19 protein-coding genes are annotated in these 23,965 nt (G+C 57.6%); 7 read left to right on the top strand and 12 right to left on the bottom strand.

Annotation, left to right across the window (positions count from 1 at the left end; translation table 11 throughout):
* Nucleotides 1-336 precede the first annotated feature (336 nt).
* The 4 genes from NHH03_RS14520 to NHH03_RS14505 all read right to left on the bottom strand — a co-directional run bounded on the left by NHH03_RS14520 (nucleotide 337) and on the right by NHH03_RS14505 (nucleotide 4,313).
* Nucleotides 337-1,695: an excinuclease ABC subunit UvrC gene (locus tag NHH03_RS14520; RefSeq protein WP_253157282.1), complete on the bottom strand. Its 1,359-nt coding sequence runs from the start codon at nucleotides 1,693-1,695 to the stop codon at nucleotides 337-339.
* Between the two features lie 7 nt (nucleotides 1,696-1,702).
* Nucleotides 1,703-3,205: an RNA polymerase factor sigma-54 gene (gene rpoN, locus NHH03_RS14515; protein WP_449339287.1), complete on the bottom strand. Its 1,503-nt coding sequence runs from the start codon at nucleotides 3,203-3,205 to the stop codon at nucleotides 1,703-1,705.
* A 133-nt stretch (nucleotides 3,206-3,338) separates the two neighbouring features.
* Nucleotides 3,339-3,938: a recombination mediator RecR gene (gene recR, locus NHH03_RS14510; RefSeq protein ID WP_253157281.1), complete on the bottom strand. Its 600-nt coding sequence runs from the start codon at nucleotides 3,936-3,938 to the stop codon at nucleotides 3,339-3,341.
* An 18-nt stretch (nucleotides 3,939-3,956) separates the two neighbouring features.
* Complete coding sequence (locus tag NHH03_RS14505) at nucleotides 3,957-4,313, bottom strand: YbaB/EbfC family nucleoid-associated protein (protein ID WP_253157279.1); 357 nt, start codon at nucleotides 4,311-4,313, stop codon at nucleotides 3,957-3,959.
* A 221-nt stretch (nucleotides 4,314-4,534) separates the two neighbouring features.
* On the opposite strand from NHH03_RS14505, the gene NHH03_RS14500 reads away from it, so the two are divergent.
* The 4 genes from NHH03_RS14500 to NHH03_RS14485 all read left to right on the top strand — a co-directional run bounded on the left by NHH03_RS14500 (nucleotide 4,535) and on the right by NHH03_RS14485 (nucleotide 9,715).
* The gene (locus NHH03_RS14500) at nucleotides 4,535-5,800 is read left to right on the top strand and encodes an outer membrane protein assembly factor BamB family protein (protein ID WP_253157277.1); all 1,266 of its coding nucleotides are present in this window, start codon (nucleotides 4,535-4,537) and stop codon (nucleotides 5,798-5,800) included.
* A gap of 67 nt (nucleotides 5,801-5,867) precedes the next feature.
* The gene (locus NHH03_RS14495; RefSeq protein ID WP_253157275.1) at nucleotides 5,868-6,956 is read left to right on the top strand and encodes a formylglycine-generating enzyme family protein; all 1,089 of its coding nucleotides are present in this window, start codon (nucleotides 5,868-5,870) and stop codon (nucleotides 6,954-6,956) included.
* Between the two features lie 73 nt (nucleotides 6,957-7,029).
* Nucleotides 7,030-8,397: a Gfo/Idh/MocA family protein gene (locus NHH03_RS14490; protein ID WP_253157273.1), complete on the top strand. Its 1,368-nt coding sequence runs from the start codon at nucleotides 7,030-7,032 to the stop codon at nucleotides 8,395-8,397.
* A 31-nt stretch (nucleotides 8,398-8,428) separates the two neighbouring features.
* Nucleotides 8,429-9,715, top strand: coding sequence for a Gfo/Idh/MocA family protein (locus NHH03_RS14485; RefSeq protein WP_253157271.1), 1,287 nt, complete (start codon nucleotides 8,429-8,431; stop codon nucleotides 9,713-9,715).
* 680 nt (nucleotides 9,716-10,395) lie between these two features.
* Here NHH03_RS14485 and NHH03_RS14480 read toward each other — a convergent pair.
* From NHH03_RS14480 to NHH03_RS14460, 5 genes are all read right to left on the bottom strand, one after another.
* Entirely contained in the window at nucleotides 10,396-12,069 is a 1,674-nt protein-coding gene (locus NHH03_RS14480) for a TolC family protein (RefSeq protein WP_253157269.1), read from the bottom strand.
* A 35-nt stretch (nucleotides 12,070-12,104) separates the two neighbouring features.
* Nucleotides 12,105-13,448 carry an HlyD family secretion protein gene (locus tag NHH03_RS14475; protein ID WP_253157268.1) on the bottom strand — a complete coding sequence of 448 codons (1,344 nt, stop codon included), beginning with the start codon at nucleotides 13,446-13,448 and terminating at the stop codon, nucleotides 12,105-12,107.
* A 5-nt stretch (nucleotides 13,449-13,453) separates the two neighbouring features.
* Nucleotides 13,454-15,577, bottom strand: coding sequence for an ATP-binding cassette domain-containing protein (locus NHH03_RS14470; RefSeq protein ID WP_253157267.1), 2,124 nt, complete (start codon nucleotides 15,575-15,577; stop codon nucleotides 13,454-13,456).
* Nucleotides 15,578-15,598: 21 nt separating this feature from the next.
* Nucleotides 15,599-15,814, bottom strand: a complete 216-nt coding sequence (locus NHH03_RS14465) for a hypothetical protein (RefSeq protein WP_253157266.1) — start codon at nucleotides 15,812-15,814, stop codon at nucleotides 15,599-15,601.
* 322 nt (nucleotides 15,815-16,136) lie between these two features.
* Complete coding sequence (locus NHH03_RS14460) at nucleotides 16,137-16,526, bottom strand: hypothetical protein (RefSeq protein ID WP_253157265.1); 390 nt, start codon at nucleotides 16,524-16,526, stop codon at nucleotides 16,137-16,139.
* A 136-nt stretch (nucleotides 16,527-16,662) separates the two neighbouring features.
* On the opposite strand from NHH03_RS14460, the gene NHH03_RS14455 reads away from it, so the two are divergent.
* The gene (locus NHH03_RS14455) at nucleotides 16,663-17,430 is read left to right on the top strand and encodes an ankyrin repeat domain-containing protein (protein WP_253157264.1); all 768 of its coding nucleotides are present in this window, start codon (nucleotides 16,663-16,665) and stop codon (nucleotides 17,428-17,430) included.
* 41 nt (nucleotides 17,431-17,471) lie between these two features.
* Here the strand turns inward: NHH03_RS14455 and NHH03_RS14450 are convergent, their stop codons facing one another.
* From NHH03_RS14450 to NHH03_RS14440, 3 genes are all read right to left on the bottom strand, one after another.
* Nucleotides 17,472-17,843: a VOC family protein gene (locus NHH03_RS14450; RefSeq protein WP_253157263.1), complete on the bottom strand. Its 372-nt coding sequence runs from the start codon at nucleotides 17,841-17,843 to the stop codon at nucleotides 17,472-17,474.
* A gap of 92 nt (nucleotides 17,844-17,935) precedes the next feature.
* Nucleotides 17,936-18,427 (bottom strand): hypothetical protein, encoded by a 492-nt coding sequence (locus tag NHH03_RS14445; protein WP_253157262.1) that lies wholly within the window; start codon nucleotides 18,425-18,427, stop codon nucleotides 17,936-17,938.
* Nucleotides 18,424-22,335, bottom strand: coding sequence for a S1 RNA-binding domain-containing protein (locus NHH03_RS14440; protein ID WP_261364279.1), 3,912 nt, complete (start codon nucleotides 22,333-22,335; stop codon nucleotides 18,424-18,426). The genes NHH03_RS14445 and NHH03_RS14440 overlap by 4 nt, the downstream gene beginning before the upstream one ends.
* A 406-nt stretch (nucleotides 22,336-22,741) precedes the next feature.
* Between NHH03_RS14440 and NHH03_RS14435 the strand changes: the two genes are divergently transcribed.
* Nucleotides 22,742-23,083, top strand: a complete 342-nt coding sequence (locus NHH03_RS14435; protein WP_253157261.1) for a hypothetical protein — start codon at nucleotides 22,742-22,744, stop codon at nucleotides 23,081-23,083.
* A gap of 43 nt (nucleotides 23,084-23,126) precedes the next feature.
* Nucleotides 23,127-23,951, top strand: a complete 825-nt coding sequence (locus NHH03_RS14430; protein ID WP_253157259.1) for a ParA family protein — start codon at nucleotides 23,127-23,129, stop codon at nucleotides 23,949-23,951.
* The last annotated feature ends 14 nt before the right edge of the window (nucleotides 23,952-23,965 follow it).

The raw sequence follows: 23,965 nt of genomic DNA, 5'->3' as shown, positions 1-23,965 counted from the left end.
TTCTTCGTAGCTGATCCCGCCAGGGTTCAGACCGGCCTGGGATGCTGGGGGAGTCTGAACCGTGGCCGGTCCAGCTACGGTGTTGGAGAAATTTTAGCAGACAGCCTGGGATGCAAGGGAAATCTGAACCGTGGCCGGTCCAGCTACGGGGTTGGCCTGGATTCTTCGTAGCTGATCCCGCCAGGGTTCAGACCGGCCTGGGATGCTGGGGGAGTCTGAACCGTGGCCGGTCCAGCTACGGTGTTGGGGAAATTTTAGCAGACAGCCTGGGGCACAAGGGGAGTCTGAACCGTGGCCGGTCCAGCTACGGGGTTGGGGCGGCGATTGTTTCGAACGTTAGCGATCGAAAGTTGATTTGTTGCGCAGGATGTGGTGATAGTGCTGTGCAAATCGGTGTGATTCGTCTCGGACGTATTGCAACAATCGCAGTGCATACGAACTCTTGCTTAACCGCAATGGTTCGCTGTCACCGGGGCGAAAAATTTCTTCATCGCGTTTGGCCAACGAGATCACGGTCGGCGGAGTGATGTCTTGATCGCGGAACGCGGCCATGGCCGAATTAAGTTGCCCTTTGCCGCCGTCGATCAGTAGCAGATCCGGAAACGATTCCTGCTGGTCACTCAGTCGCCGGAACCGCCGCGAGACGGCTTCGTAGATGCTGCGGAAATCGTCGATGCCGTCGACATCTTGAATTTTGAATCGTCGGTAACCCGGCTTGAATGGCAGCCCATCAATGAACTGGACCAGACTGGCGACGGTCTGGCCACCGCCCAAATGCGCGATGTCCACGCCTTCGATCACGCGCGGTGTCTCGGCCAATCCCAGCACTTTGCGCAGCCCCGTGAGTCCCTTTTGGGGGTCGATGTAAAACACTTCTGGTTGGGCATGCGTCTCCAGCTCACCGCGTTCTTCCAATCGCTCCAGCATTTGGATTTCATCGCGCAGCACTGCTGCTCGCTCAAAATCCAGTTCTTTGCTGGCGGCCAGCATCTCGTCATTCATCTCTCGCAGCAGTTTTCTTTTTCCGCCTTCGAGAAACGTTTGCAAACGCTTGATGTCGCGGCGATATTCGTCTTTGCCAATGCGAAAATTACAGGGCGCCGTGCACTGGTTGATACTGGCCAACAGACAGGGGCGGAACCATTTCCATTTTTCGTCCGACTCGGTGATGTCCAGCGAACAGGTACGGAATTTAAAAATTCGCTGCAGGACTTGAATAGCGCCCCGCAGCGCCCCGGCGCTGGGGAACGGGCCGTACAGTTTGACGCCTTTGGATTTCGGTTCCCGTGTGACCTCGACGCGTGGGAATTCCTCGCGGGTGGTGATCATCAGATAGGGAAACGATTTGTCGTCTTTCAGATCTTTGTTGTGTTTGGGCTGGATGTCCTTGACCAGCCGAGCCTCCATCAGCAGCGCATCGACTTCGCTTTCACAGTCCATGAAATCAATGTCTGCGATCTCCTGAATCCAGGTCGCGGTGCGGGCGTCCTCGGCAGCAGCTTTTAAAAAGTAACTGCCGGCGCGGCTGCGCAGATTCTTCGCTTTGCCGACATAGATCACGCGACCGGCTTCGTCCTTCATCAAGTACACGCCGGGCGTCGTCGGAAAGGATCGGACTTTGGCTGCGGCGTGCTCAAAACCAACGGCCGCTGGGCCATCGGTTGATTCGGCGGAATCGTCAGGGGAAGCCGTCATCGGCGGATTACTTTTTGGTCAGTGACCAATCTTTGCGTTGGCGGCTGCTGGGGATCCCCATTCGCTTGCGATACTTGGTCACGGTGCGACGGGCAACGGTCATTCCCTCTTCCGCCAATTTTTTGACCAGGCTTTCATCGCTTAGCGGATCGCGTTTGTCTTCGCTGTCGATCAACTCTTGCAACTTCAATCGGATCGTATCCCAAGCCACGTCTTCGCCGTCATCGGTTTGGGTGCCGCCGACAAACAATCGATGCAGAGGAATAATGCCCCGTGGGGTTTGCATCCATTTGTCGTTGACCGCACGGCTGACGGTGGTCACGTGAACGCCGACGATCTCGGCGATCTGTTGCATCTTCAACGGTTCGATCGCTTCGGGGCCTTCATCAAAGAACTTCTTTTGATGGGCGACGATGGCTTCGGCAACTTTGGTCAGCGTGCTGCGCCGTTGCTCGATCGATTCGATCAACCACTGGGCACTGTTGATTTTGCGTTTGATGTACTCGCGTTCGTCGGTGGTGCAGCTGGGATCTTGCAAGCGGCGCCGATAGTATTCGCTGATGTACAAGGTCGGAACACGATCATCGTCCAGCCGGATTTTGTACTCTCCGTCATCGTCTTGTTCCAAGATGATGTCCGGTGTCACGTTCGGCACGTACGTTTCCATGAACGCGGCGCCGGGTTTGGGGTTCAAAATCTGTAATTCGTCGCGAACGGTTTGAATCAGATCGATCGAATACCCGGTGCCTTTTTGGATTTGCGGCAACCGGTTGGCTGCCAGGTCTTCCAGGTATTCGCTGATCAGCTTCTGCATCTCTTCGTAGTGCGGAAACTCGGGGCGCAGCTGAGCCAACAAACATTCGCTCAGACTGCGGGCTGCGATTCCGGTCGGCTCCAGAGATTGCACGACGGCCAAGGCACGCTCGGCGACTTCGTAATCCTCCACGCTATGGTCGCCCGGCAGCAGATCTGATAGCGGGGTCCGCAGGTAGCCGCCATCGCGGGCATCCAACGTGCTAATGATTCGTTCGGCCAGTCGTTCGACATCATCGTCGATGTCCATTTCGGCCAATTGGTGAAGCAGATAGTCGTTCAACGATTCGGGGCGCGACTGGGCGTTGGCCATCAGGTCGTGGCGGCGATCCGCTTCGTCCTGCATACCACCGGAGGAGCGACGGAAGGAATCGTCAAAGGTGCTCGGCAGTTCCGCCACCATGTTTTGCAGACGTTCGAAGTCGTCGGAGTTGTCGCCTTCGTCTTTGACGACCAACTCTTTTTCGTCTTCGCTGCGGGTGTCGGCGCTGGGCGCGTCGTTCATGTCGTCCGGATCGCTAGGATCAGTGTCCTGCTGTTCCAGCAACGGATTCTCATTCATTTCCTGTTCGATTCGTTCCTGCAACGCCAGCATCGGCAATTGCAAGATTTCCATCGACTGGATCATCCGTGGCGCAAGTTTTTGCGTTTGGACCATGCGGGCCTGCAGGCCCATCGACATTCGCATTCCGCTCATGGGATTCGTTATTGACAAATCAGACGCTCTTTTGGGTGCTGCAGTTACGTCGTGCAGCGACATGCCGGCATCCTTGGGCACGCCCTCATCATACCTATTTTATGACTTCGGCAAGCATATCTTGTGCCAATCTCTACAAATTTTGCCTGCCGGTGAGCGCATCTGCGATCATTTCGCGATTTGCGTACTCTAGGACACTTCCAGCGGTGATGCCGCGTGCCAGGCGGGTGATCTGGACGGGGTACTCGCTCAGCTGGTTGCTGATGTACAGCGAGGTGCCATCGCCTTCGACGGTCGGATTGGTCGCCATGATGATTTCGACAAAATTGCCGTGCCGCACCCGATCGACCAACGCGTCAATCGTCAATTGATCGGGGCCGATTCCATCGAGCGGGGCGATCCGCCCGAGCAGGACGTGATACAGCCCGTTAAATGCCTGGGATTGCTCCAGACTCATTAGATCACGCGGTTGTTCGACGACACACAATCGTGTGGTGTCACGCTGATCCGAGCGACAGATCGCGCACAAATCGTCTTCACAGAGGTTGAAACAGGCGCTGCAGTAGCGCACGTCATTGCGAATCCGGCGAATCGCATCAGCCAGTGCCAACGCCTCGGTTTCTGGGACACGCAACAGGTGAAATGCCAATCGTTCCGCGCTTTTCCGGCCGATGCCCGGCAGGCGTCCGAGTTGGTCGACCAGTTCTGAAACCGCGCCGGCGTGCTTTTCCACTTCGATAATCTCGTTTGATCAACCGCCGGTGAAGGACGTTAGCAGCCCTTCGATGCCGGGAATGTCTAGATTCATGCCGGCGACCATCTCACGGATCGAATCAGCATAGGTTTGTTTGGCGGTCGCACTCGCCTGGTTGGTGGCCTCTAGCACTGCCTGAGCAGTGTCGTTGCTGTCCATCCCTTCGTCGTTGATCGACACGGTTTGCACTTCGCCGACGCAATTGACCACCACGCGAACGCGGCCACAGGAGGAGGTCCCGCTGACGTGCTCGGATTTCATCCTCACGTTCAGTTCTTGCATTTTCTGCGGCAACTCTTTGAAAGCGGCCATCATGGACGCAATATTGCCGAGATTCCCTAGCCCTTTGAACATGTTTTTCCAGCGATACAACGGTGTCGAATGAAAGTGTCGCCCCGAGACGGAACGCGACTGAATTGTAGCGAATCGGAAACAAGCCCGGAATGACTGTCATCGCCGCCTGAATACTTCACCCCGGTGCCCATTGATCCTGGTAAAATAGCGACTTCCCGCCGATGGCCGATCTGGCCGCCTGAGTTCCCTCCCCGTCTCGTCCTTCAATTTTCCAGCGTCGCATGGTTCGTCTTTTTCTATGCAGTTTGGTTTGTCTGGCCAGCTGGTTTTTGATCGTTCCCGCAACCGCCCAGGCACAGCAGTGGAATCGTTTTCGCGGCCCTGATGGTTCCGGTGTCGTTCCAGCCGATTTGCCGACGACTTGGAGTGAGACCGAGCACTTGGCGTGGAAGACTGATTTGCCTGGCAAAGGCAGCAGCAGTCCCGTGGTTTGGAACAACCGTGTTTTTTTGACGGCCTACACCGGATATGCGATGGACGTCGAAGCCCCCGGTGATCGCGATGCGTTGATGCTGCATGTATTGTGCCTCTCGCTGGATGACGGAAAACTGATTTGGGACTGCCCCGTCAAACCCGCCGCCGAAGAACAGGCATTGGGCAAACGCGTTGCCGAACATGGCTACGCATCGCCGACGCCCTGCGTGGATGATAGCGGTGTGTATGCGTTTTTTGGTCCCTCGGGAATCGTGGCGGTTTCCCACGACGGCGACATCCGCTGGCGACGCAGTCTGGGGACCCAGGCGGTCGGCTTTGGTGCTGCGGCCAGTCCGATTCTTTATCAAGACCTGGTGATCCAAAACGCATCAATCGAATCAGGCACTCTGTTCGGACTGGATCAGTCCACCGGAGAAACTCGCTGGCAAGCCGACGGAATCACCAAGGCTTGGACGACACCAACATTAATTCAACTTGAAAGCGGCAGCGTCGAATTGGTGCTCAATCAACAAGACACGATTTTGGGTTTCGATCCCGCCACAGGCCAGCGGCTTTGGAATTGTGATGGCATCGACGACTATGTGGTTCCCTGTGTCGTCGCCCAGGACGGACTGTTGTATTGCAGCGGTGGGCGTTCCAATCAAACCGTGGTCGTTCGTCCCGGTGGTCGGGGCGACGTGTCTCAATCTCATTTGGTTTGGCACCAATCACGCGGCGCCAACGTGACCAGTCCAATCGTTGTGGGCGATCATTTGTATTGGTCGCACGACAAATCAATCGCACTTTGCCTGCGCACTGCCGATGGCGAGGAAATGTTTCGCGAGCGGATGCCAACTCGCAGTCGTGTCTACGGTTCGATCGTCAGTGACGGTTCCAAGCTGTTCTTGACGACCCGGGACAAAGGCGTGTTAGTCTTGGCCGCCGCGCCCGAATACAAAGAATTGGCCGTCAACGTGCTCGGTGATGACAGCGAACGATTCAACGCGACTCCGGCGATTGTCGGCAATCGGTTGTTGCTGCGAAGCGACAAACGCCTGTATTGCATCGAATGACTTGGCGCGCTTCCACCGTCGTAAACTCTCTCGTTTCGAATTCCTCTCGCTTACTTGATCGATACCAGTGAAACACGCTCGATTGCACCCCCACGAATCCATCCTAGCTCGCCTGTTGCCTGCGATGCTGACGATCACTGTTGCATGGTTGGCAGCCACCGCAACGGTCCACGCAGACACCCCGGTCGAAGCCTTGGCGGTGGAAAACGCAAACGCCAACAACGCTTCTGAAATGAAAGCGTATGCGGAACCCATCGAGCATACCGAGCTAAAGATCGAGTTGGTCCCGATTCCAGGCGGCGAATTCATGATGGGCAGTCCCGACACCGAACCGGATCGCGGCGACGACGAAGGGCCGCAACGCAAGGTCACGATTTCACCGTTTTGGATGAGCAAGTGTGAGATCACTTGGGATCAATACGATGTCTGGAATGAGGAAATCGATCAGCGGATGCGAAAGTTGTTGTCGCTTGAACCGACAGCACGCGATTTGGCTGTGGACGGTGTGTCGAAACCGACCGAACCCTACACCGACATGAGTTTTGGGCGTGGGCGGGAAGATTTTCCCGCGATCTGCATGACGCAACACGCCGCCCGGACGTATTGCAAATGGCTATCGGCAAAAACAGGTCGCTACTATCGATTGCCGACCGAAGCCGAATGGGAATACGCCTGTCGCGCGGGCAGCACCACTTCCTACTGTTTTGGCGACGATCCCGATCAACTGGAGGACCATGGATGGTTTTTCGATAACAGTGACGATACCTACCATCGGGTCGGCCAAAAGCAGCCCAACGCCTGGGGGTTGTACGACATGCACGGCAATGTTTCCGAATGGGTGTTGGATCAGTACACGCCATTTGATTCGATCACCGAAACGGTGGATCCACTGGTGATTCCCAAGACACTTTATCCGCGGGTTGTTCGCGGTGGTGGTTGGGATGACGACCCCGAAGTGCTCCGCAGCGCCGCGAGAAAACCATCCGACGAAGAATGGAAACAACAAGATCCACAGGTTCCCAGAAGCATTTGGTACCACACCGACGCCCAGTCGGTCGGCTTCCGAATCGTGCGACCCTTGGTCGCCCCCGACGCAGATGCCAAGTCAGCCAAATGGGATAAATCTGAACCGGAACAGTTAGATCCCGAAGAATGAATCGTTAGTTTTGCCCGTTGATACAAAATTGCTGAACGATCCCTCCCTTTTTTAACAGCCAGAGACCTCGACGATGACGCAACCGACACGACGCCAGTTTTTAAAAACCACGACCCACGCGGCAGCCGCTGCGACCACCTTGGCCGCTGCTGCGGGGCAAACGGTGCATGCGGCGGAAGACAACTTGATTCGCGTCGGACTGGTCGGTTGTGGCGGGCGGGGCACCGGTGCTGCATTGAACGCGCTGTCGGTCGACAACGGGCCGATCCAATTGGTCGCTTTGGCAGACGTGTTTGAGAACAAGATCAAAAGCACTCACGCGTCTTTGTCGACCCATAAACAAGTGGGTTCCAAAGTCGACGTGCCGGAAGAAAGACGGTTTGTCGGTTTCGACGCCTACAAACAAGTGATGGACGCCTTGGAGCCAGGTGATGTGGTGATCTTGACCACGCCGGCAGCGTTTCGCTGGGTGCAATACAGCTATGCAATCGAACGCGGATTGAACGTGTTCATGGAAAAACCGGTCACGATCGACGCGCCAACGTCGGTGCGAATGCTGGGGATCAACAAAGCCGCGGTGGCAAAGAATTTGAAAGTTGCCGTGGGGCTAATGTGCCGTCACTGCGTGGCCCGGCAAGAGCTCTTTGATCGGATTCAAAACGGCGAAATCGGCGATCTGATGATGTTGCGAGCGTACCGGATGTCAGGCCAGACCGGCTCGGCCGCCGCACCCCCGAATCCGGGTGACCTGAGCGACCTGATGTACCAGATCAAACATTTTCATGGCTTTTTGTGGCTCAGCGGCGGTGCGGTCAGTGATTTTCTGATTCACAACATCGACGAATCTTGCTGGATGAAGAACGCTTGGCCGGTCAGCGCGATCGCCTGTGGGGGGCGCCACTATCGTGGTGAAGATGTGGATCAAAACTTTGACGTCTACTCGATCGAGTACACCTTTGACGATGGGGCAAAATTGTTTGTCGACGGTAGGACCATGCCGGGCTGCAAACGTGAATTTGCCAGTTTTGCGCACGGCACCAAAGGCACTGCCGTGATCTCGACCGCTTCGCACACGCCGGCGAAGTCCCGGATCTATAGCGGGCAAAACTTCGACAAAGACAATTTGGTCTGGGAGTACCCGCAACCCGAACCGAATCCGTACCAGTTGGAATGGGACGATTTGATCACGGCGATTCGAAACGACACGCCCTACAACGAAGTCGAACGGGGCGTGATGGCCAGTGCGGTGACCAGCATGGGGCGGATGGCCGCGCACACCGGTCAAGAGATCACGCTTGATGAATTCATGAAACACACGCATGAATTCGCCCCCGGTGTTGCCGATCTGACGCAAGATTCGGAGTCACCCTTGCAGCCCAAACCCGATGGCACCTACAGCGTGCCGATGCCAGGATTGGTCAAAAACCGCGAGTACCTGTAAGATTCCACCGACACCTTCAAGGAAAAGCCCGATGCCAAATCGACGTCAGTTCACTGGTGCTGTCACAGCCGCTGCATCCCTTGCCGCCACTTCGGCGGTGGCTGCTGCCGGTGATCGCGTTCGTTTGGGGTTCATCGGGACCGCAAACCGAGGCAGTCAGCTGATCGATGCGTTCCTGCCGCACAAGGATTGTGAAATCGTCGCGGTGTGTGACGTCGATTCGGTGACGCTGGACAAAACCGTTCAAAAGTTAGACGGCAAGCCGAAACCGTACCGCGATTTCCGCCAGGTCATCGATCGCGATGACATCGATGCAATCGTGATCGCCACGCCGGACCACTGGCATGCGATTCAAGCCATCGCGGCATGCGACGCTGGTAAAGATGTGTACGTGGAAAAACCGCTTTCGGTCACGGTTCGCGAAGGCCGAGCGATGGTTCATGCGGCACGTCGTAACAATCGAATCGTCCAGGTTGGGACACACCGCCGCAGCAGCAAGTTGTATCGTGAATTGGCGCCACAGATTCGCGACGGGTTGATCGGCAAAGTCTGTGTCAGTCGCGCCTTCCGAACCAGCAATATGTTTCCCGGCGGCATCGGCAAAGTCGGTCCATCGACGCCGCCGGAGACATTGGATTGGGACATGTGGCTGGGACCCCGCGCCGAGCGTGACTATCAAAGCAACATTGCACCCTACAAGTTTCGATGGTGGCAAAAGTATTCCTCACAGATGGGTAACTGGGGCGTGCATTATCTGGATGCCATCCGCTGGTGCACGGGCGACGAGGCACCATCGAGCGTGTGCGCCATGGGCGGCAACTATGCCGTCGACGATGACCGCACCATCCCCGACACGATGCAGGTGACGTTTGAGTTTGAATCGGGACGATTAGCGATCTTTGGTCAATACGAAACCAGTGGCAATGCAGCGATCCAACAAGGCGAAATCGAACTGCGTGGCACCAACGGCACCTGCTATGTCAGCGAGCGCGAGTACGAGATCATTCCTGAAACCGGCGGGCAGTTCGCTCCGCGCGGCCCACGCATGAAACCGATCAAGAAGGCTGTCACCGGTGGCAACGCAGTGTTGACCGAGGACCATGCTCGGAACTTCCTGGATTGCATCAAGAGCCGCGAGTTGCCCAATGCCGATGTCGAGATCGGTCATCGCAGTACGACGATGAGTTTGATTGCGAACATCTCGCAAACAGTCGGTCGCCGCCTGAATTGGGATGCCAAATCGGAGTCTTTCATCGACGACGACGAAGCCAACAAGTTATTGCACTATGAATACCGATCGCCCTGGAAATTGGGGTGAGCGACGGTGTTGGCCTGGATTCTTCGTAGCTGATCCCGCCAGGGTTCAGACCGGTCTGGGATGCAGGGGGAAATCTGAACCGTGGCCGGTCCAGCTACAGGGTTGGCGTGGATTCTTCGTAGCTGATCCCGCCAGGGTTCAGACCGGCCTGGGATGCAGGGAAAATCTGAACCGTGGCCGGTCCAGCTACGGGGTTGGGATCGATTCTCTTCGTAGCTGATCCCGCCAGGGTTCAGACCGGCCTGGGATGCAGGGTGAGTCTGAACCGTGGCCGGTCCAGCTACGGGGTTGGCGTGGATTCTTCGTAGCTGATCCCGCCAGGGTTCAGACCGGACTGGGATACAGGGTGAGTCTGAATCGTGGCCGGTCCAGCTACGGGGTTGCGTGGATTCTTCGTAGCTGATCCCGCCAGGGTTCAGTCGGCCTGAGACGCAGGGTGAGTCTGAACCGTGGCCGGTCCAGCTACGGGGTTGGCGTGGATTCTTCGTAGCTGATCCCGCCAGGGTTCAGTTGGCCTGGGATACAGGGGAAATCTGAACCGTGGCCGGCCCAGCTACGGGGTTGACGTGGATTCTTCGTAGCTGATCCCGCCAGGGTTCAGTCGGACTGGGATACAGGGTGAGTCTGAACCGTGGCCGGTCCAGCTACGGGAAAGTCAGTGGGGAAATGTTCCGGCAATCTTAAGGTTGATTGCGGCGGTGACGTTGCCAGTCGGTTTCAAATTGATTCGCATCCAAGCGGCGGGGAACAGGCAATTTGCCTGGGCCCGGCATGTTGCTTTCGGGCAGCATCGAAATGATCATCGCTTGGTCCAACGGATCGAGCCCCAGTGCCAGTTGCAATTCCGCCAACGCTGAAAACCATTCTCGTTGCGCATCGACCAATTTGATCTCCGACTCATTCGCCTTGGTTTCCAGCAAGTTCAAATAAATCAAATCGATTTTTCCAGTGTCAAACGCAAACCGGTAGCGTTGCAGCGTCTCGATGGCGGCCGTCAGCGCGGCTTCGGTCTGGTTGACGATCTGGAACGCCAGTTCCAAACGGTTGGATTGGACTTGGATGTCGGTTGCAATCTTGTTGCGTGTGAGCCGAAGTTTTTCGTTGATCTGGACCAATTTTGCGGACGTCGATTGGATTTTACCGCGGGCCTTGCGACGTTGTATCGGAACTTCACTGCGGAACCCGATCACCAGTTCAAACTCTCCCTTGTCGTCCGCTTTGGTGGCTGGTGCTCCCATGTCTTGGGAAGCTTCGGTGACAAAGTCGATTCGAGGCAACGTGTCATTGCGTGCCAGCCGGCGGTCCCAATCGACGCTACGATATTCCAAACGCAGCAATTCGGTCTCCGGCCGACGCGCGATGGCGCCGGCAAGTTCCGTGGCCAGATCTAAACGGGGTTGGCTTTCAATTTTCGGAAACTGCATCGGCAACCAATCGATCTGCGGGGGCATTGGCTGGCCTTGATCGTCTCGCAGATACAATCCCAACTTGAATCCGGTGGCGCGAAATTTCTGATCCGCCTTGAGCAGCGCCGCTCGGCGCTCAGCGATCAGTTGCTGATTCAGGATCAAATCGATTTCGGCAAACTTGCCAGCCGTGACACCGACGCGATACTGTTCGCCACGTTTCTCAGCCAGTTCCAATAGCTCTCGCTGTGCTTGCAGGGTGGCGCCGGCAGCGACCCATTGCCAATACAGGTCGATTCCCTGTCGCGAAATATCCAGGATGCTCTGTCGGACTCGCGGCGCGGCGGCCTGTTGTTGCAAGGATGCTTGAAAGACGGCAACACGCTGAGGGTCGATGGCACGTCCACGCAACAGCGGCTGTGCGACACCCAACTTGAATTCTCCCGCATCGTCGGTTTGCCGCCCTTTGTACCAGGGTTGATAGTCGCCGCGCCCAATGCGGTAGCCGGCGGAAACATAGCCGCCCCACCAGGTTTGACGGGCCACTGCTAGACCGTTGCGATAGGTTTTGTAGAACCCCAACGGTTCGCTTAACGATTCCGCTTGGAATTTTGTGTCATAGGCGCCGTAGGCAGACGTCAAATCGCCCGCGGCGATGGTTTGCAATTGCCGACTCTGCTCGATTTCTGGATACGACCGATACAGACTGGCGACGACGTCAGCCAAGGTCAGCGTGTCCCCCAGTTCGTTTGTCTCTGACGCAGCAGGCGAATCTGGGTCTGCCGGTGACGACTGCCTCTCTGCCTGTCCGGGCTCCACCTCTTCACTCTGAACCTCGGCCAGAAACGCGGCAAACGATTTGTCGTCACGTTGCTCGACGGGTTCACTGCTCTGCGGCTGGGGGGGCTGCTGAGCAACCGCTGCGGATGCCGGCAGCACTGCGCACATGAAAACGCAACGGAACCAAACCGTTCGGCAGCCAGTTAGGGCTTTGGCAACTTCACCTTGGGGGCTTTGTCGCTTTTTGCCTCGCTGGGAGTGTCCTCTGCGACGATCGGTGGAAATCCGTTTAATTGACGCCATATTTCGTAGCCGAGAGGCACTCGCTTTAACAAAACCCAACCATTTGCCCGTACACCTTGACGTAGGTATCGGTCATCCGGCCAACCTTCCTCTCGCTGAAAATGGCTGTCGGGCGTGACCACGACGCGAAAGTAGCCTTTGCCATCATCAGTTGGGAAGATTCGGTTGACCTTACCGCCAAATGTTCCCACGGCAACCGAGGGCCAGCCGACAAATTGCACCGCCGGCCAGCCTTCGAATTGCAATCGAACACGATCTCCCGGTTGAATCAGTGGCATGTCGTTACCGCTGACCTTCATCTCCACCGACAATTCATCGGCGTCGGGCACGATGACGAACAGCTGATCTCCTTCCTTGATCGTGTCGCTACCTTCGACGCCGAACCACTGTTGGATGTAGCCGGATCGGGGGGCGCGAACCTCCAGTCGATCGAGTTCGCCGCGCTTGTTGCGGAGATCCAGGATTTCTTTTTCGATCGTGTTGATCTTCTGCATTTCCTCCAAGACCTTTTGACTGGCGGATCGATTCTTGATGTCGATTTCTTGTTTTTTTGCCTCAATCTCTTCTTCCTTGGAACGCAACACTGCAAAGACTTCTTGAACGGCATTCTCGGCCTTCAGCACTTTGGCCGATTGCGATTCCACGGCGCGTCGTTTGGAAAACAGTTCTTCGCGGGATACCAATCCTTTCTCAGCGACCTGTTCAGCGATTTGCAACTGATTGCGTTTGTCTTCCAAATCGGCTTGCAGCGAAGTGACTTCGTTCTTGGCTTGTTCCCATTTTTGCTGTGCCGCCTGGTAATCTTGTTTCAATGATTCGGCCATCCGTTGCCCGCTGCTGATCTGTAGCTCCGCGGATTGTTTGGCAACCTCCAAACTCGCTAACGCCGAAACCTCTTTGGATTCCATGGCGATGATCTGAGTGTCCAATTGCATGACACCGTCGACCGCAAACGGAGTCAAGCGCAGCAGCAATTCGCCTTCGTTCACATAGCTGCCTTCGCGCAGGTCGGGCTTGACAAAACTGACCACCCCTTTGGAGGGACTTAGCAGAGGTTGTGGGCGCTGTTGGGGGTCGAGGGCCACCACCATCCCCATTCCCCGCGCGGTTTGCCGCCAGGGCACGAACACCATCGCCAAAATCGAGATGATCAGGGCGACGAATGTCACCTTGCCAATGATCCGCACGATTCGGCCGGTGCGAACCATCTGTAGCGAGGGGAAATCATCGACGGATTCGGGCATCTTGATCATCGGTGTCTCTCAATCGGGATCTGGCGATCACACCAGCTGGCGACGTCGTCATGTTGCGTCACGACCAGCAGGGTCCAAGGGGCTTGGTCATCAGCGATCCGATCCCAAACGCGGCGGCGGGTGGATTTGTCCAAACCATCCAACAAGCCGTCGATGACCAGTAGACGGGGCCTGGATGCGATCGCTCGGGCGATCATCAATTGGGCTTGCTGGGAATTGGATAGCGGCTGTCCATCGGACAAGAGTCGCGTTTGCAAACCGTCATCCAGTCGCCGTAATGTGTCTTCTAAATCGACATCTCGGATCGCAGCGCGAACGCGATTTTGTGGCACGGCGTCACGTCCCAAGTCAATGTTTTCCCGCAGCGTGGCGCTGAAAATGGAGGGTTGTCCGGCATAGCCGCTGAGTTGCCCTGGTACTGCAATCGCCGCTTCGATCGCGTCGTAGCTGGCGATTTGGATCACTCCGGCGGTAGGCGAGGCCAGGCCAGCGACCGCCCTGGCAAACTGCGATTGAGCATCCGGAGCGGTACCGACGATGGCAACCCGTGTCCCGGGATCAATGCGCGAGGCGGACACTGTGCATCTGCCACCGGGCGACCCAAACACCAGATCGGTCCAATCGACACCGGCCGGTCCGCTCGGTATTTCCCCGATCTCACAGCGTGGGTCAGGCGGTATGTCTAACAAATAGCCGACTTTATCAATTCCCGCCATCAAGTCGTAGAACTTTTCCAACGACTTGCCGGCTTTGGCGAAGGCACCGACCACCACCGTCACGACCAACTCACTGGCCACCAATTGCCCGAGTGTTAGTTGCCCATCGATCACCAGCCATCCCCCAAGACTAAGCAGCGCGGTCGAAGCGACCACCTGCAACCCAACGGCAAAGATGACTTGGCGAACGACCACGCCGAACTGTTGTTTGCGGGCATTGATGTAATCGGCGGTCAATTGGTTGGCACGTTGGATCGCCAGTTGTTCACCGCCACCGGTTTTGAACGCGGTGGGCATCGCAATGATGTCCTGCAGCCAGTGGGCCACTTTGTATTTGCAAACCGATTCGTCGATCGCGGTGCGCACACCGCTGCGTCCGAGCAACCAAGTCATACTGACCATCGTGATCACCAACACGATGTCGAATCCCAACAGAAACGGGTGGTAAAACGCCAACAGCAATAGCCCAATGATTGTCGTCAACACGATCGAAACACCGTCCAGCAATAGCACCGAAGTGGCTTTTTGAATGGTGACGATGTCAAACACGCGGTTGGCCAGCTCACGCGGATACGCCCCCGCCAAGGCACGCTGGTCGGCGCGCGGAAAACGATGGGCAAGATCGTTGACGATGCGAACAAATTGTCGGCGCTGGATGATTTCAACCACCCAGGTCTGCAATACCTTGAGGAACCCCGCGATGCCCAGGCAGATCAACAACATCCCGGCCAAGACCATCAGCGGTTGAAAATAGATCCCCCAGCTGACCACGTTGACAAGGCTTTCAACCACCAGCGGTGTTGCCAACCCCAACACGCCGGAGACGCCGGCGAACAGTGCAACGAGTTCAATATCTCGGCGATCCAAATGCAGTAGCGCGATCAGACGATGCAGCGGATCGGGATATTTTTTTGATTTTTCGTGCTTCAGTGGATTGGCGGCCATCGAGAGCGACTCGCATTCGAATTCTTTCTTGGCCACGAACATGCGCACGCCGGTGGTGTCGCCCAACATCTGGCGGAGGTGCGATTTCCCTAAAATTAAATGATTCAATTCATCGGTGATCAATGCCGCTTCGATCTTGCCAGCGTCGGGCCGTTGCAACACGATCAGCTGATCGTTGGTCAAGCTGAACACCAACGGGTATCCCTGCCGGACGATGGCAAACATTTCGCCGACAGATCCGATCGGTGCTTCCTGTAACGTGATGCCAGCTTTTTGAGATCCCAGCAACAAAGGTTGCAGGGGATCGTCACCCTCGCTGGCGGCCAGATCCGACACCGTCACTGGTCGATCCCGGCGTTGGTCCAGGGTATTGGCCAGCACCGAAATGGCTTTCTCGATCGCATCAAGTGGCGGATTCCCCCCCACATCGACCCCGACGCTCTGTTCTACACTACTCATTCCGTATTCCGCTCAAGCAGTCTAGGTGCGCGGCGCATCGATTTCGTAGGTCAGAATGATCAGCACATCGCCGGCAGCGAAGGTGTTCATCGGACCGTTCCCGGCGGAGGGCGAGTTGGACAGGTTGCCGGTGACCGACAACACGCGGACGCCGTGCTTGCGAATGAACCGATTGATCTGCTTTTCTAGGTCGTCGAGTTCAGTATCGACGGATTTGAAAATCTTGACTTGCTGCACTGTTTGACTCCGCCAGAGCGATTGAGTGGTGACTGATGAACTGCATCTGTCACCATCAAGGTATCAGGCTGCCAAGGAGTTGGCGAGCCAGTCGCGGGGCTTGTGGACGCCTGCACGCCACAGCGCTCGTTTGGGATGATTCATCAGCCGTTGAGCCATCACTCACGGTGCCTGGTGATTCAAATTGCCACGTCCGACGAACCGGACGCTAACCCGCGGCCGGTCTGATTGACGCTGGATGTTTTCGGACCACAGCGTCTCGAAACATGTTATCAACGATGAAATTGCGTTGATCAATGCCAATGTCATGAACGATCCGCGCCTAGCGAGGTAAACGGGGGGATTTGACAGCTTGGTCGATCACACGGGCACCTGCCAACACGGCCACGCTGCGTTCCAAACCCGCTGCCGCAAATAGCCGCTGCATCCCGATCATCAACGCGTGCCAGGTCTGGATGGTTTCCGGGACGGAGACGATTTCCGCGTCTTTCCGATTGAATCCTTGCTGGCTGACGCAGATCTGCGTGGGCAGGTGCAACAATGCCTCCAACATCAAATGCTGATGGCAATCCAGCTCGCTCAGTCCTTGGTCGTCATAGATCCATAGATGGGGGGCTAGAACCCGGTCGATGATCGCCATGGCCGCAGAGTCCACCGAATCGCTCGAAATCACCAAATCGATTGAACCACATTGCACGTAAAACTTTGCCATCGGATCGCTCCTCCGTGAAGAAATTATGGGATACTCACCGTCAGGGCGTTTTCGTCCGCTGCCGGTACCCCTATCTTCGCGAGCCCGGTGACACAGCCGGTCACTCCCCACTCATTGCCCGATTTCAATGCAAACCATGCCGATTCTTTCGATTCATCAACACACGCTCTGTTGCTCGCTCGTCGCCTTGATTGCACTTTCACAGTCACTTGGTTGTGAAAAGCCGGCCGACCAAGCCACAGCCGTGCAATCGACTGAGCCGGCCGCGACCGGGACACCGGCCGTCGACAGTACCGAACAGGATGCCAGTTCGGCGGACTCTCAGGCAGGCAAAACGGCGGACGCCAGCACACCGGCTGCAAAGACCGAGTCGGCTGCAAAGACCGAAACGGCTGCGACCAGCGACGGTTCCAAGCCATCCGACCCGCTGTACAGCCCCGAAGCGTTTCGTGATGCGGCGCTCAACGGCAAACAGCGTGTCGTCCAGGTCTGCTTGGATGACAACATCGACGTCAATGATGCCGATGTCAACGGTTTCACCGCACTGGCAATGGCGGCGTACAACGGGCACGACGAGATCGTGAAACTATTGCTGAAGAAAAATGCCACGGTTGATGTCCGCGATGCCGAAGGCAAGACACCATTGATCCATGCCAGTAGTGGCCCCTATCCGACGACGGTCCAATTGCTGTTGGACGCCGGTGCCGACATTAACGCGGTCGATTCCGGAGAGCACTTCACACCGTTGATGATGGCCGCGGCACTGGGGAACATCGAGGTCGTTAAAGTGCTGTTGGCTAGCGGCGCGAAACGCGATTTGGTGGATGCCGACGGTGAATCGGCCGCCGATTTTGCCCAGACCGAAGGCAACGACAAAATTCTGGAACTGCTGCGAGCCGAATAAGATTGCACGCAGCTGATTTCATTTGCATCGAGCGATTGCAATCAGTGCGCCGCTGGCACGCACAACTCGATCCAGTGGCCATCGGGATCTTGCACGAATGTCTGGTGTGCCCCGTCGGGCCGAATCCGTCGCGGCAACCGGTTGGCGTCCATCTGGTCCAGGTGTTTTTCCCATGCGTCCAGGTCGTCGACGACGAAGGCGACGTGAGTGCCGCGATGACTGGAATGAACCGCTTGGCTGCGGTCTCCGATCAAATGCAGTTCTTGGTCGACGCCCAAGCGGAACCAGGCACCGGGGAAATCAAACGCCGGACGGTCCATCACGGGCAAGCACATTGCATCGCGATAGAAGACAACACTTCGCTGCACGTCGGCGACGTGTAAAGCGACATGGTTCAACTGTTTGACTTGCACGAGTGAATAGACTCCGTGTGGGAAACCGCCTGGCCGGTGGGCCGATTCTGCAGTCGAATCCGGGTTCAGCGCTGCCGCTGGATGGCTTGGATTCAGGCGGTTCGGGCGGCGAACTGTTCGGCGTATTCGATCGTCCAAGCGTCGATGACGTCTTCGAACTCGGACACATCCACTTCGTCGATTTTGCGGAACAGACTGCGGTTAAATAGTTCCCGATTCTTGACGGCTCCCTTGCCCTTCAGGTCCAACACACGCAGATCGCTGTAGGGTCGAATCACCATCTCAAACCGACTGTACTGGTTTGATCGGCGGCCGTTTTGGATGTTCAGGTCATCGCGATAGCAGGCCGTTCCCCAGCCGACTTCACCAAACAGCGCCTCTTGACGGAAGCCAGGAAACGCATCGATCACATTCTTGACCTTGGCTTCGATCCGTTCCGACAGCGACAGCCGAAACGATGTGTGCAATCGTCGCAGTTCCTCTTCAGTCAATTCCTTGCGTTTGGCTTCGTCCGCCGAATGTTCTCGGCGGCGTTGGCCGCGCTGAATCGCTGACTCAAAACGCGACTTAAAATCATCGCTCATTCGGGCGCCCCCGTCGCATTGTCGCTCCCGTCGGACGTTTCACCGGCCGGTGCGGTGGGCTGTGCCGGAGCTGGCTGTGCCGGAGCTGGCTGGGCGGGAGCTGGCTGGGCGGGCGCGTCACTGGCGACCGCTGGCGGTGCATCGCCAGCTGGCGGGGAAGCAGCGTCCGGTTTTGGCGGGTTGGTTTCCGCGACCGGCTTGGCCGGTTTGGGTGTGACTTTCTTGGACGTTGCGTCGCCGTCGTCTTGTTTGGTGTAGAACTGCATCAGGTCACCAAACGACCGCAGGGGTTCGACGCCTTTCTGCATGGCATCGGAGATCGGTTTGGCCTCTTGTTTGGCGACCACCCGATACGTTTCAGGCTGGCGTGGTTTGCGTCCACCGCGACTATCGCCGCCGCGGCCACCTTGGCCTCGTCCGCCGCCCTGCCCACGTCCACCCTGTCCACGTCCGCCTTGGCCGGAACGTCTGGAATCGCCTTGGCCGCCTCGCGACTGCCCACCTCGGCTTTGACCGCCGGTGGCGGCAGCTTGTCCGCCTTGACCACCGGATCTTGCGTCGCGTCGGACTCCGCCACGTCCGCCTTGGTTGCCGCGTTGTTGGCGGTTTTGTTCCATCTGCTGCTCTTGTTCGGGCGACAGAGCACTCAGGCCGACACGGCGTCGTTTTTCATCGATACCGGTGACCCAAGCGGTGACAACATCACCAACCTGAATGGCTTCATTTAAGTCCTCGACGAACCCGTCGCTCAATCGACTGACGTGAATCAGACCGCTGCAGTCAGGCGCCAGTTCGACGAACACTCCAAAGCTCATCACGCCGACGACCACACCGACCACTTGATCGCCGGGTTGCAGTGATTTCAGCGTCGGCATCGTGGACAACACCCCGGGAGGGGCATTGCTGTTGACGGTTTCGCCGAACGGGTCACACAGCCAGCCAACCAGTTGGTTGGCACGGTGTCGACCGATTTGCCATTCCTTGACGCACTTGTCAATCTTGGCTTGGTCTGGACGCGGACGTTTGACCGGCTCGGCGGCAGCCGCCGGTTGCTGCGGAGTGGCCGCAGCAGTCTCGGTGGGCGCTTCGGTCTCCGCAGTTGCTTCGGCGGTTTCCGTCGCTTCGCCAGTTTCAGCTTCGCCAGTTTCAGCTTCGCCGGCTGGTGTTTCCGATTCCGTTGTCTCGGCCGCCAATTCGTTGGTGCTCGCGTCGCTGTCGGTCGATTCCGAGCTGGCGTGGGCATCGGCGCTCGCGTCGGTGGCGGTTTCGGACTGCTCCGATTCTCCCTCGGGCAATTTGAATTCGCCAGCCTTTTCACCGGCGTGATCAAAATCTTCGACGGTGGCAGGTTGCGTGGGGGCAGTCGCATCAACCAGCTTGGGCTCTTTTGCCTCCGCAGCTTTTTCGTAGCTGGGCGCTTCGTAATCCGGCGGCGCGTTGGGCGGCAATTCAATTTCGAGTGCCGTAGCGAGCTTCTTGGCCAGCGCGTAGTCGTCCGGGTGAATCAATGTGCCATCGAGTGCTTCGTCACTTTCAAAGACACGCAGAAACGGCATCGCTTGGCGACTCTGCACTGCCGATTCCCATCCATCCAACTCCGCCAGTTCGGCGCGCGATTTGATCAGGCTGTTTTCGCGTTTGGCGACCAGGGCCTGAGCCACGTCGTGGTTCATGCCCGGCAGTTGCTCGATCCATCCCAGCGGGGCTGCGTTGGCATCGACACCGCCGCGTGACGCGCCGCTGGCCATGATGTGGCCGAGCGTGACCGCCAGTGCGTCTTCCGACAATTCACTCTGGAACGACGCCAGACGCAATCGCAATGGATCGACTTTGGCAAACGCTTGGGCGGGGTGCAGGACGGAAAAAGCGATCCATGCTGCGGCGCGGAAACGCCGCGGTGTTGATCGCATTTCAGAATTTGCCACGTCGCTGCTAGCGTACGTGTCGGCACCCGAGCGGTCGGCAACCGTCCAGCGAATCGAGCTGTCGGGGGACTGGTCGATCAGATCGCCAAGTGCAATCAGACAGGCGCGGCGGGCCGGGCCGTTACTGACGATCACCAGATCCACATGGTATTGATGAATCAGCTCGCCCATCTTGGCCACCGTCTGGCCGCGGACGCTGCCGGACAATTGGCAGGGCAGATCCTCGCCATGCAGCACGCGACCATCGGAGGAGACGATCGAGGTGGCGGCGGTTTTGGGGCCGACTGCGTCGATCGACATCACGACGTTGGATTTGACCGGCCCACGATTGACGTGACGGCGCAGGTGATCGGCGACCACGCTGACCAGACGCGCCGAGGCCCGCTCGTGCAATTCGTCCCACCAGGCTGCTTCGGCGGCTTCGCGGATGTCGGCTTCGTGCTGCATCACCACGTCGCCAAGCACCGATTCCAGTCCACTGTTTAAACCGATCACGGTTCGCTTGATCTCGCCGACCAGTTTGGCGGCGTCATATTCAAACGCACACACCGCGACTTGGCTGCGCAGGGCACGGCCGAGCATCACGACCTGAAAGGCGCTCAACTTTGTCGCCGGCAACCGTTTGCCTTCGAGTGGCTTCAGCACGCTGACCAGCCAACGTCGACGACGCTGACGTGGCGAGATTTTCTTTTGCTTTTTCGGCGCGGCACTCTTTTCCGCTTTCTTTTTTGCAGCAGGCTTGTTTTCGCTCGGATCCGGCTGGAAGCCCGGTAGATCTTCCGCGGCTGTTGCAGGGGCCTCTGCGGCCGACTGTGACGCGCCCGCCACATCGGATTCGACAGCCGCTGCGGTTCCCGCTGGCGTGGTTTCAGACGCTGTATCAGCAGTCGCTGAAACTTCGCTCGACGGCGACTGGGCCGTTTCGGGTGACTGGGCTGCTTCGGGTTGCTCAGCTGGCGAATCTGCGGACACCGATTCAGCCGGTGTTTCTTCACCCGTCTTTTCGTCGTCCTGGTTCGCTTGTTCTTGACCGCTCTTGGGGTCTTCGCCGCCTTCCTGCGTGCTGGGCTCGCTGCTCTCAGCCACGTTCGATTCGGCTACGGAACCGGGTTCGGAAGTCGATTCGACGGTTGGTGCAGGGGCCTGTGCAACTGCGGCAGGGGCGTCGCTGGCGTCGGCTGGGGAATCGTTGGCTGGGGAATCGTTGGTCGGCCCCGCTGCGTTTGACTCGGCACTGACCGTGTCCGCCGGTGGGGCGCTGTTGGGATCAGTCGCTGGCGTGTTGTCTGGCGAATTGCCGTCGGTCGCTGCGGTTTGGCTGGACGAGCTGTCGGATTTCGGTTTCCGCTTTTTTTTCTTCTCGCCCTTGGACTTTTTCTTCTCGGATTCCTCTTCACCGGCACCGATGTGCGGATCGTGGACATTGGAGATATGGATCTTGGCGTTTCGGCTCAACCACCGAACGGCGGCACTGATCACCCGTGGGTCACCAGCCAGGCGTGCGGGCAAGGCTTCTGCCAATCCGGCGACGGCTGCTTCGGGATCGGTGATCGACTCCATCAACGCGGCGACTTCGGCCGGATCGCTGGGATCATCTTTTTCCGGATTCAGCATTCGCACGGCCAAGCGATTGGCGTCGGATTCGGCACCCGAAGCGGTTTCTTGACGGAGCCGCTTGTTGAGACGCTGCAGTGTGCGGTTGGATCCACTTTTGCGAATCGCATCACCGATCGCGGGGTCGGCCAGTTTCGTCGCCTCCCACAACTCACGCAATTCGTCGCGGAAATCCGCCAGTTTCTGCTCGGCATCAACAGCCGCCTTCAAACTCCAGAGGGTGGATTCATCCAGCCCTCCGAGTTCATCGCGGCGGTACCTCGCCAAGAAGGGAGCTTCGTAACCCTGTTCTAGTAACGGCAGGGCAATTTTCAGACTCGATGCATCGCATCGCCCGCGTCGGGCGATTGCTTCTAGATCGACGGCCATGATCGGTCGGTCTCGGTGTTGGTCCGGACGCCCGTCCCCCAGCCAATTCTGTCAGGGGTGGCGATCCAGGTTTGTTCGTGTGCCGCGTCGCCGAACTGTTCATCCGATGCCAGACGTCCGCGGCGGGAATTCCGCACAGGGTGCGATCCGGGGCATTCCCAAAGCGTCGGCGTCAATCCGCGTCTTTGTTGCGTCCAGGCTCGCCGCGCGAGAATAGCGCCATGCGGGCCGAATGTCAACCGAGTCGCTGCGGTGAAGCGATCGGGAAGCCGTGAAACTAGATAACCGGCAAAATCGTTTATTTCGTCTTTACTTCCCCAGTCGTCAAAGTCGATACCGTTGCTGGATAGCCGTCGGTGCAGCCGACCAACGCATTAAAACGTTTTCCGAGCGATTAGTGGATTTGATGAGCGACTTAGATCAGCAACTGCCAGCGGGCTGGAAAATCTGGTCCGATGATTCGGCAACCCCGCAGACCGAGGCTGATGCTTCGGATCCTCGCTGGATGCGAGAATTGGACCTGATTGCCGGTACGGGACCGAATAAAACCCGCTCTGTCCCCCTGAAATTACTCGTCCCTCTGCTGCTGAGTGCTCAACAGCGCAACAGTACCTGGTTGAGTGATTTTGCGGACGACACGGTCGTGATCGACGCGGATTTACACGACGTATTGCTGGCGTACGGAAACCTGCGCCTGGCCAACAACGGCGATTCAGCAGCTGGCACTGCCAGCCGCGCCGCGGCTTGATGTCCCTCCACACACAGCCACCCCAAGTTTGAGGAAAGAAACCATGCGCTCGATTGCAGTGATCAACCAAAAAGGCGGCGTTGGCAAGACCACCAGCACCGTGAACCTGGGTGCGGCGCTCGCCGATTCGGGGAAACGCGTCTGTATCATGGACCTGGATCCACAAGCACACGCCTCGTTGCACCTGGGAATCACCGCCGTCGGCGGCCAGCCTAGCATGTACGAAGTGCTGTGCGGTGAAGCCACGATCGCCGAATCGCGACGACGTGTTTCCGATCGCCTGTCAGTCGTCCCAGCCAATCTGGATCTGGCCGCATCGGAATTAGAATTGGCCGGAGAAGTCGGACGGGAGATGATCTTGCGCGACAAACTGCAAGATGACCCGGAAGAATACGACTATCTGATTTTAGATTGCCCCCCCAGCTTAGGCGTGCTGACTGTCAACGCGCTGGTCGCCGTCAAAGAGGTTTTCCTGCCGCTGCAGCCTCACTTTTTGGCGCTGCACGGGTTGAGCAAACTGCTGCGGACCATCGAAATCGTCTCGCGTCGTTTGAACGAACAATTGCGTTTGTCGGGCGTCATGCTGTGCATGTACGACTCCAACACCCGTCTGGCTGCCGAAGTCAGCACGGACATCGAAGAATTCTTTCAAGCCACCAAGGGAGGACGCGAGTTCTTTCGTGGGGCGCGATTCTTTGACACCCGGATTCGACGCAACATCCGCTTGGCCGAAGCACCCAGTTTCGGGCAATCGATCTTCCAGTACTCGCCCGGCAGCAACGGCGCGGTGGACTACCAAAGCCTGGCCGAAGAAGTTTTGGCCCAGGAAGTCGCCCACGCAAAACCAATCCAACGCGTCGCCGCCTAACCAGGCAATCGGAG

The organism is Stieleria tagensis (assembly GCF_024129865.1).
Taxonomy (GTDB): domain Bacteria; phylum Planctomycetota; class Planctomycetia; order Pirellulales; family Pirellulaceae; genus Stieleria; species Stieleria tagensis.
The sequence above is the reverse complement of the archived record's forward strand: the minus strand, read 5'-3'. Positions and strand labels throughout refer to the sequence as shown.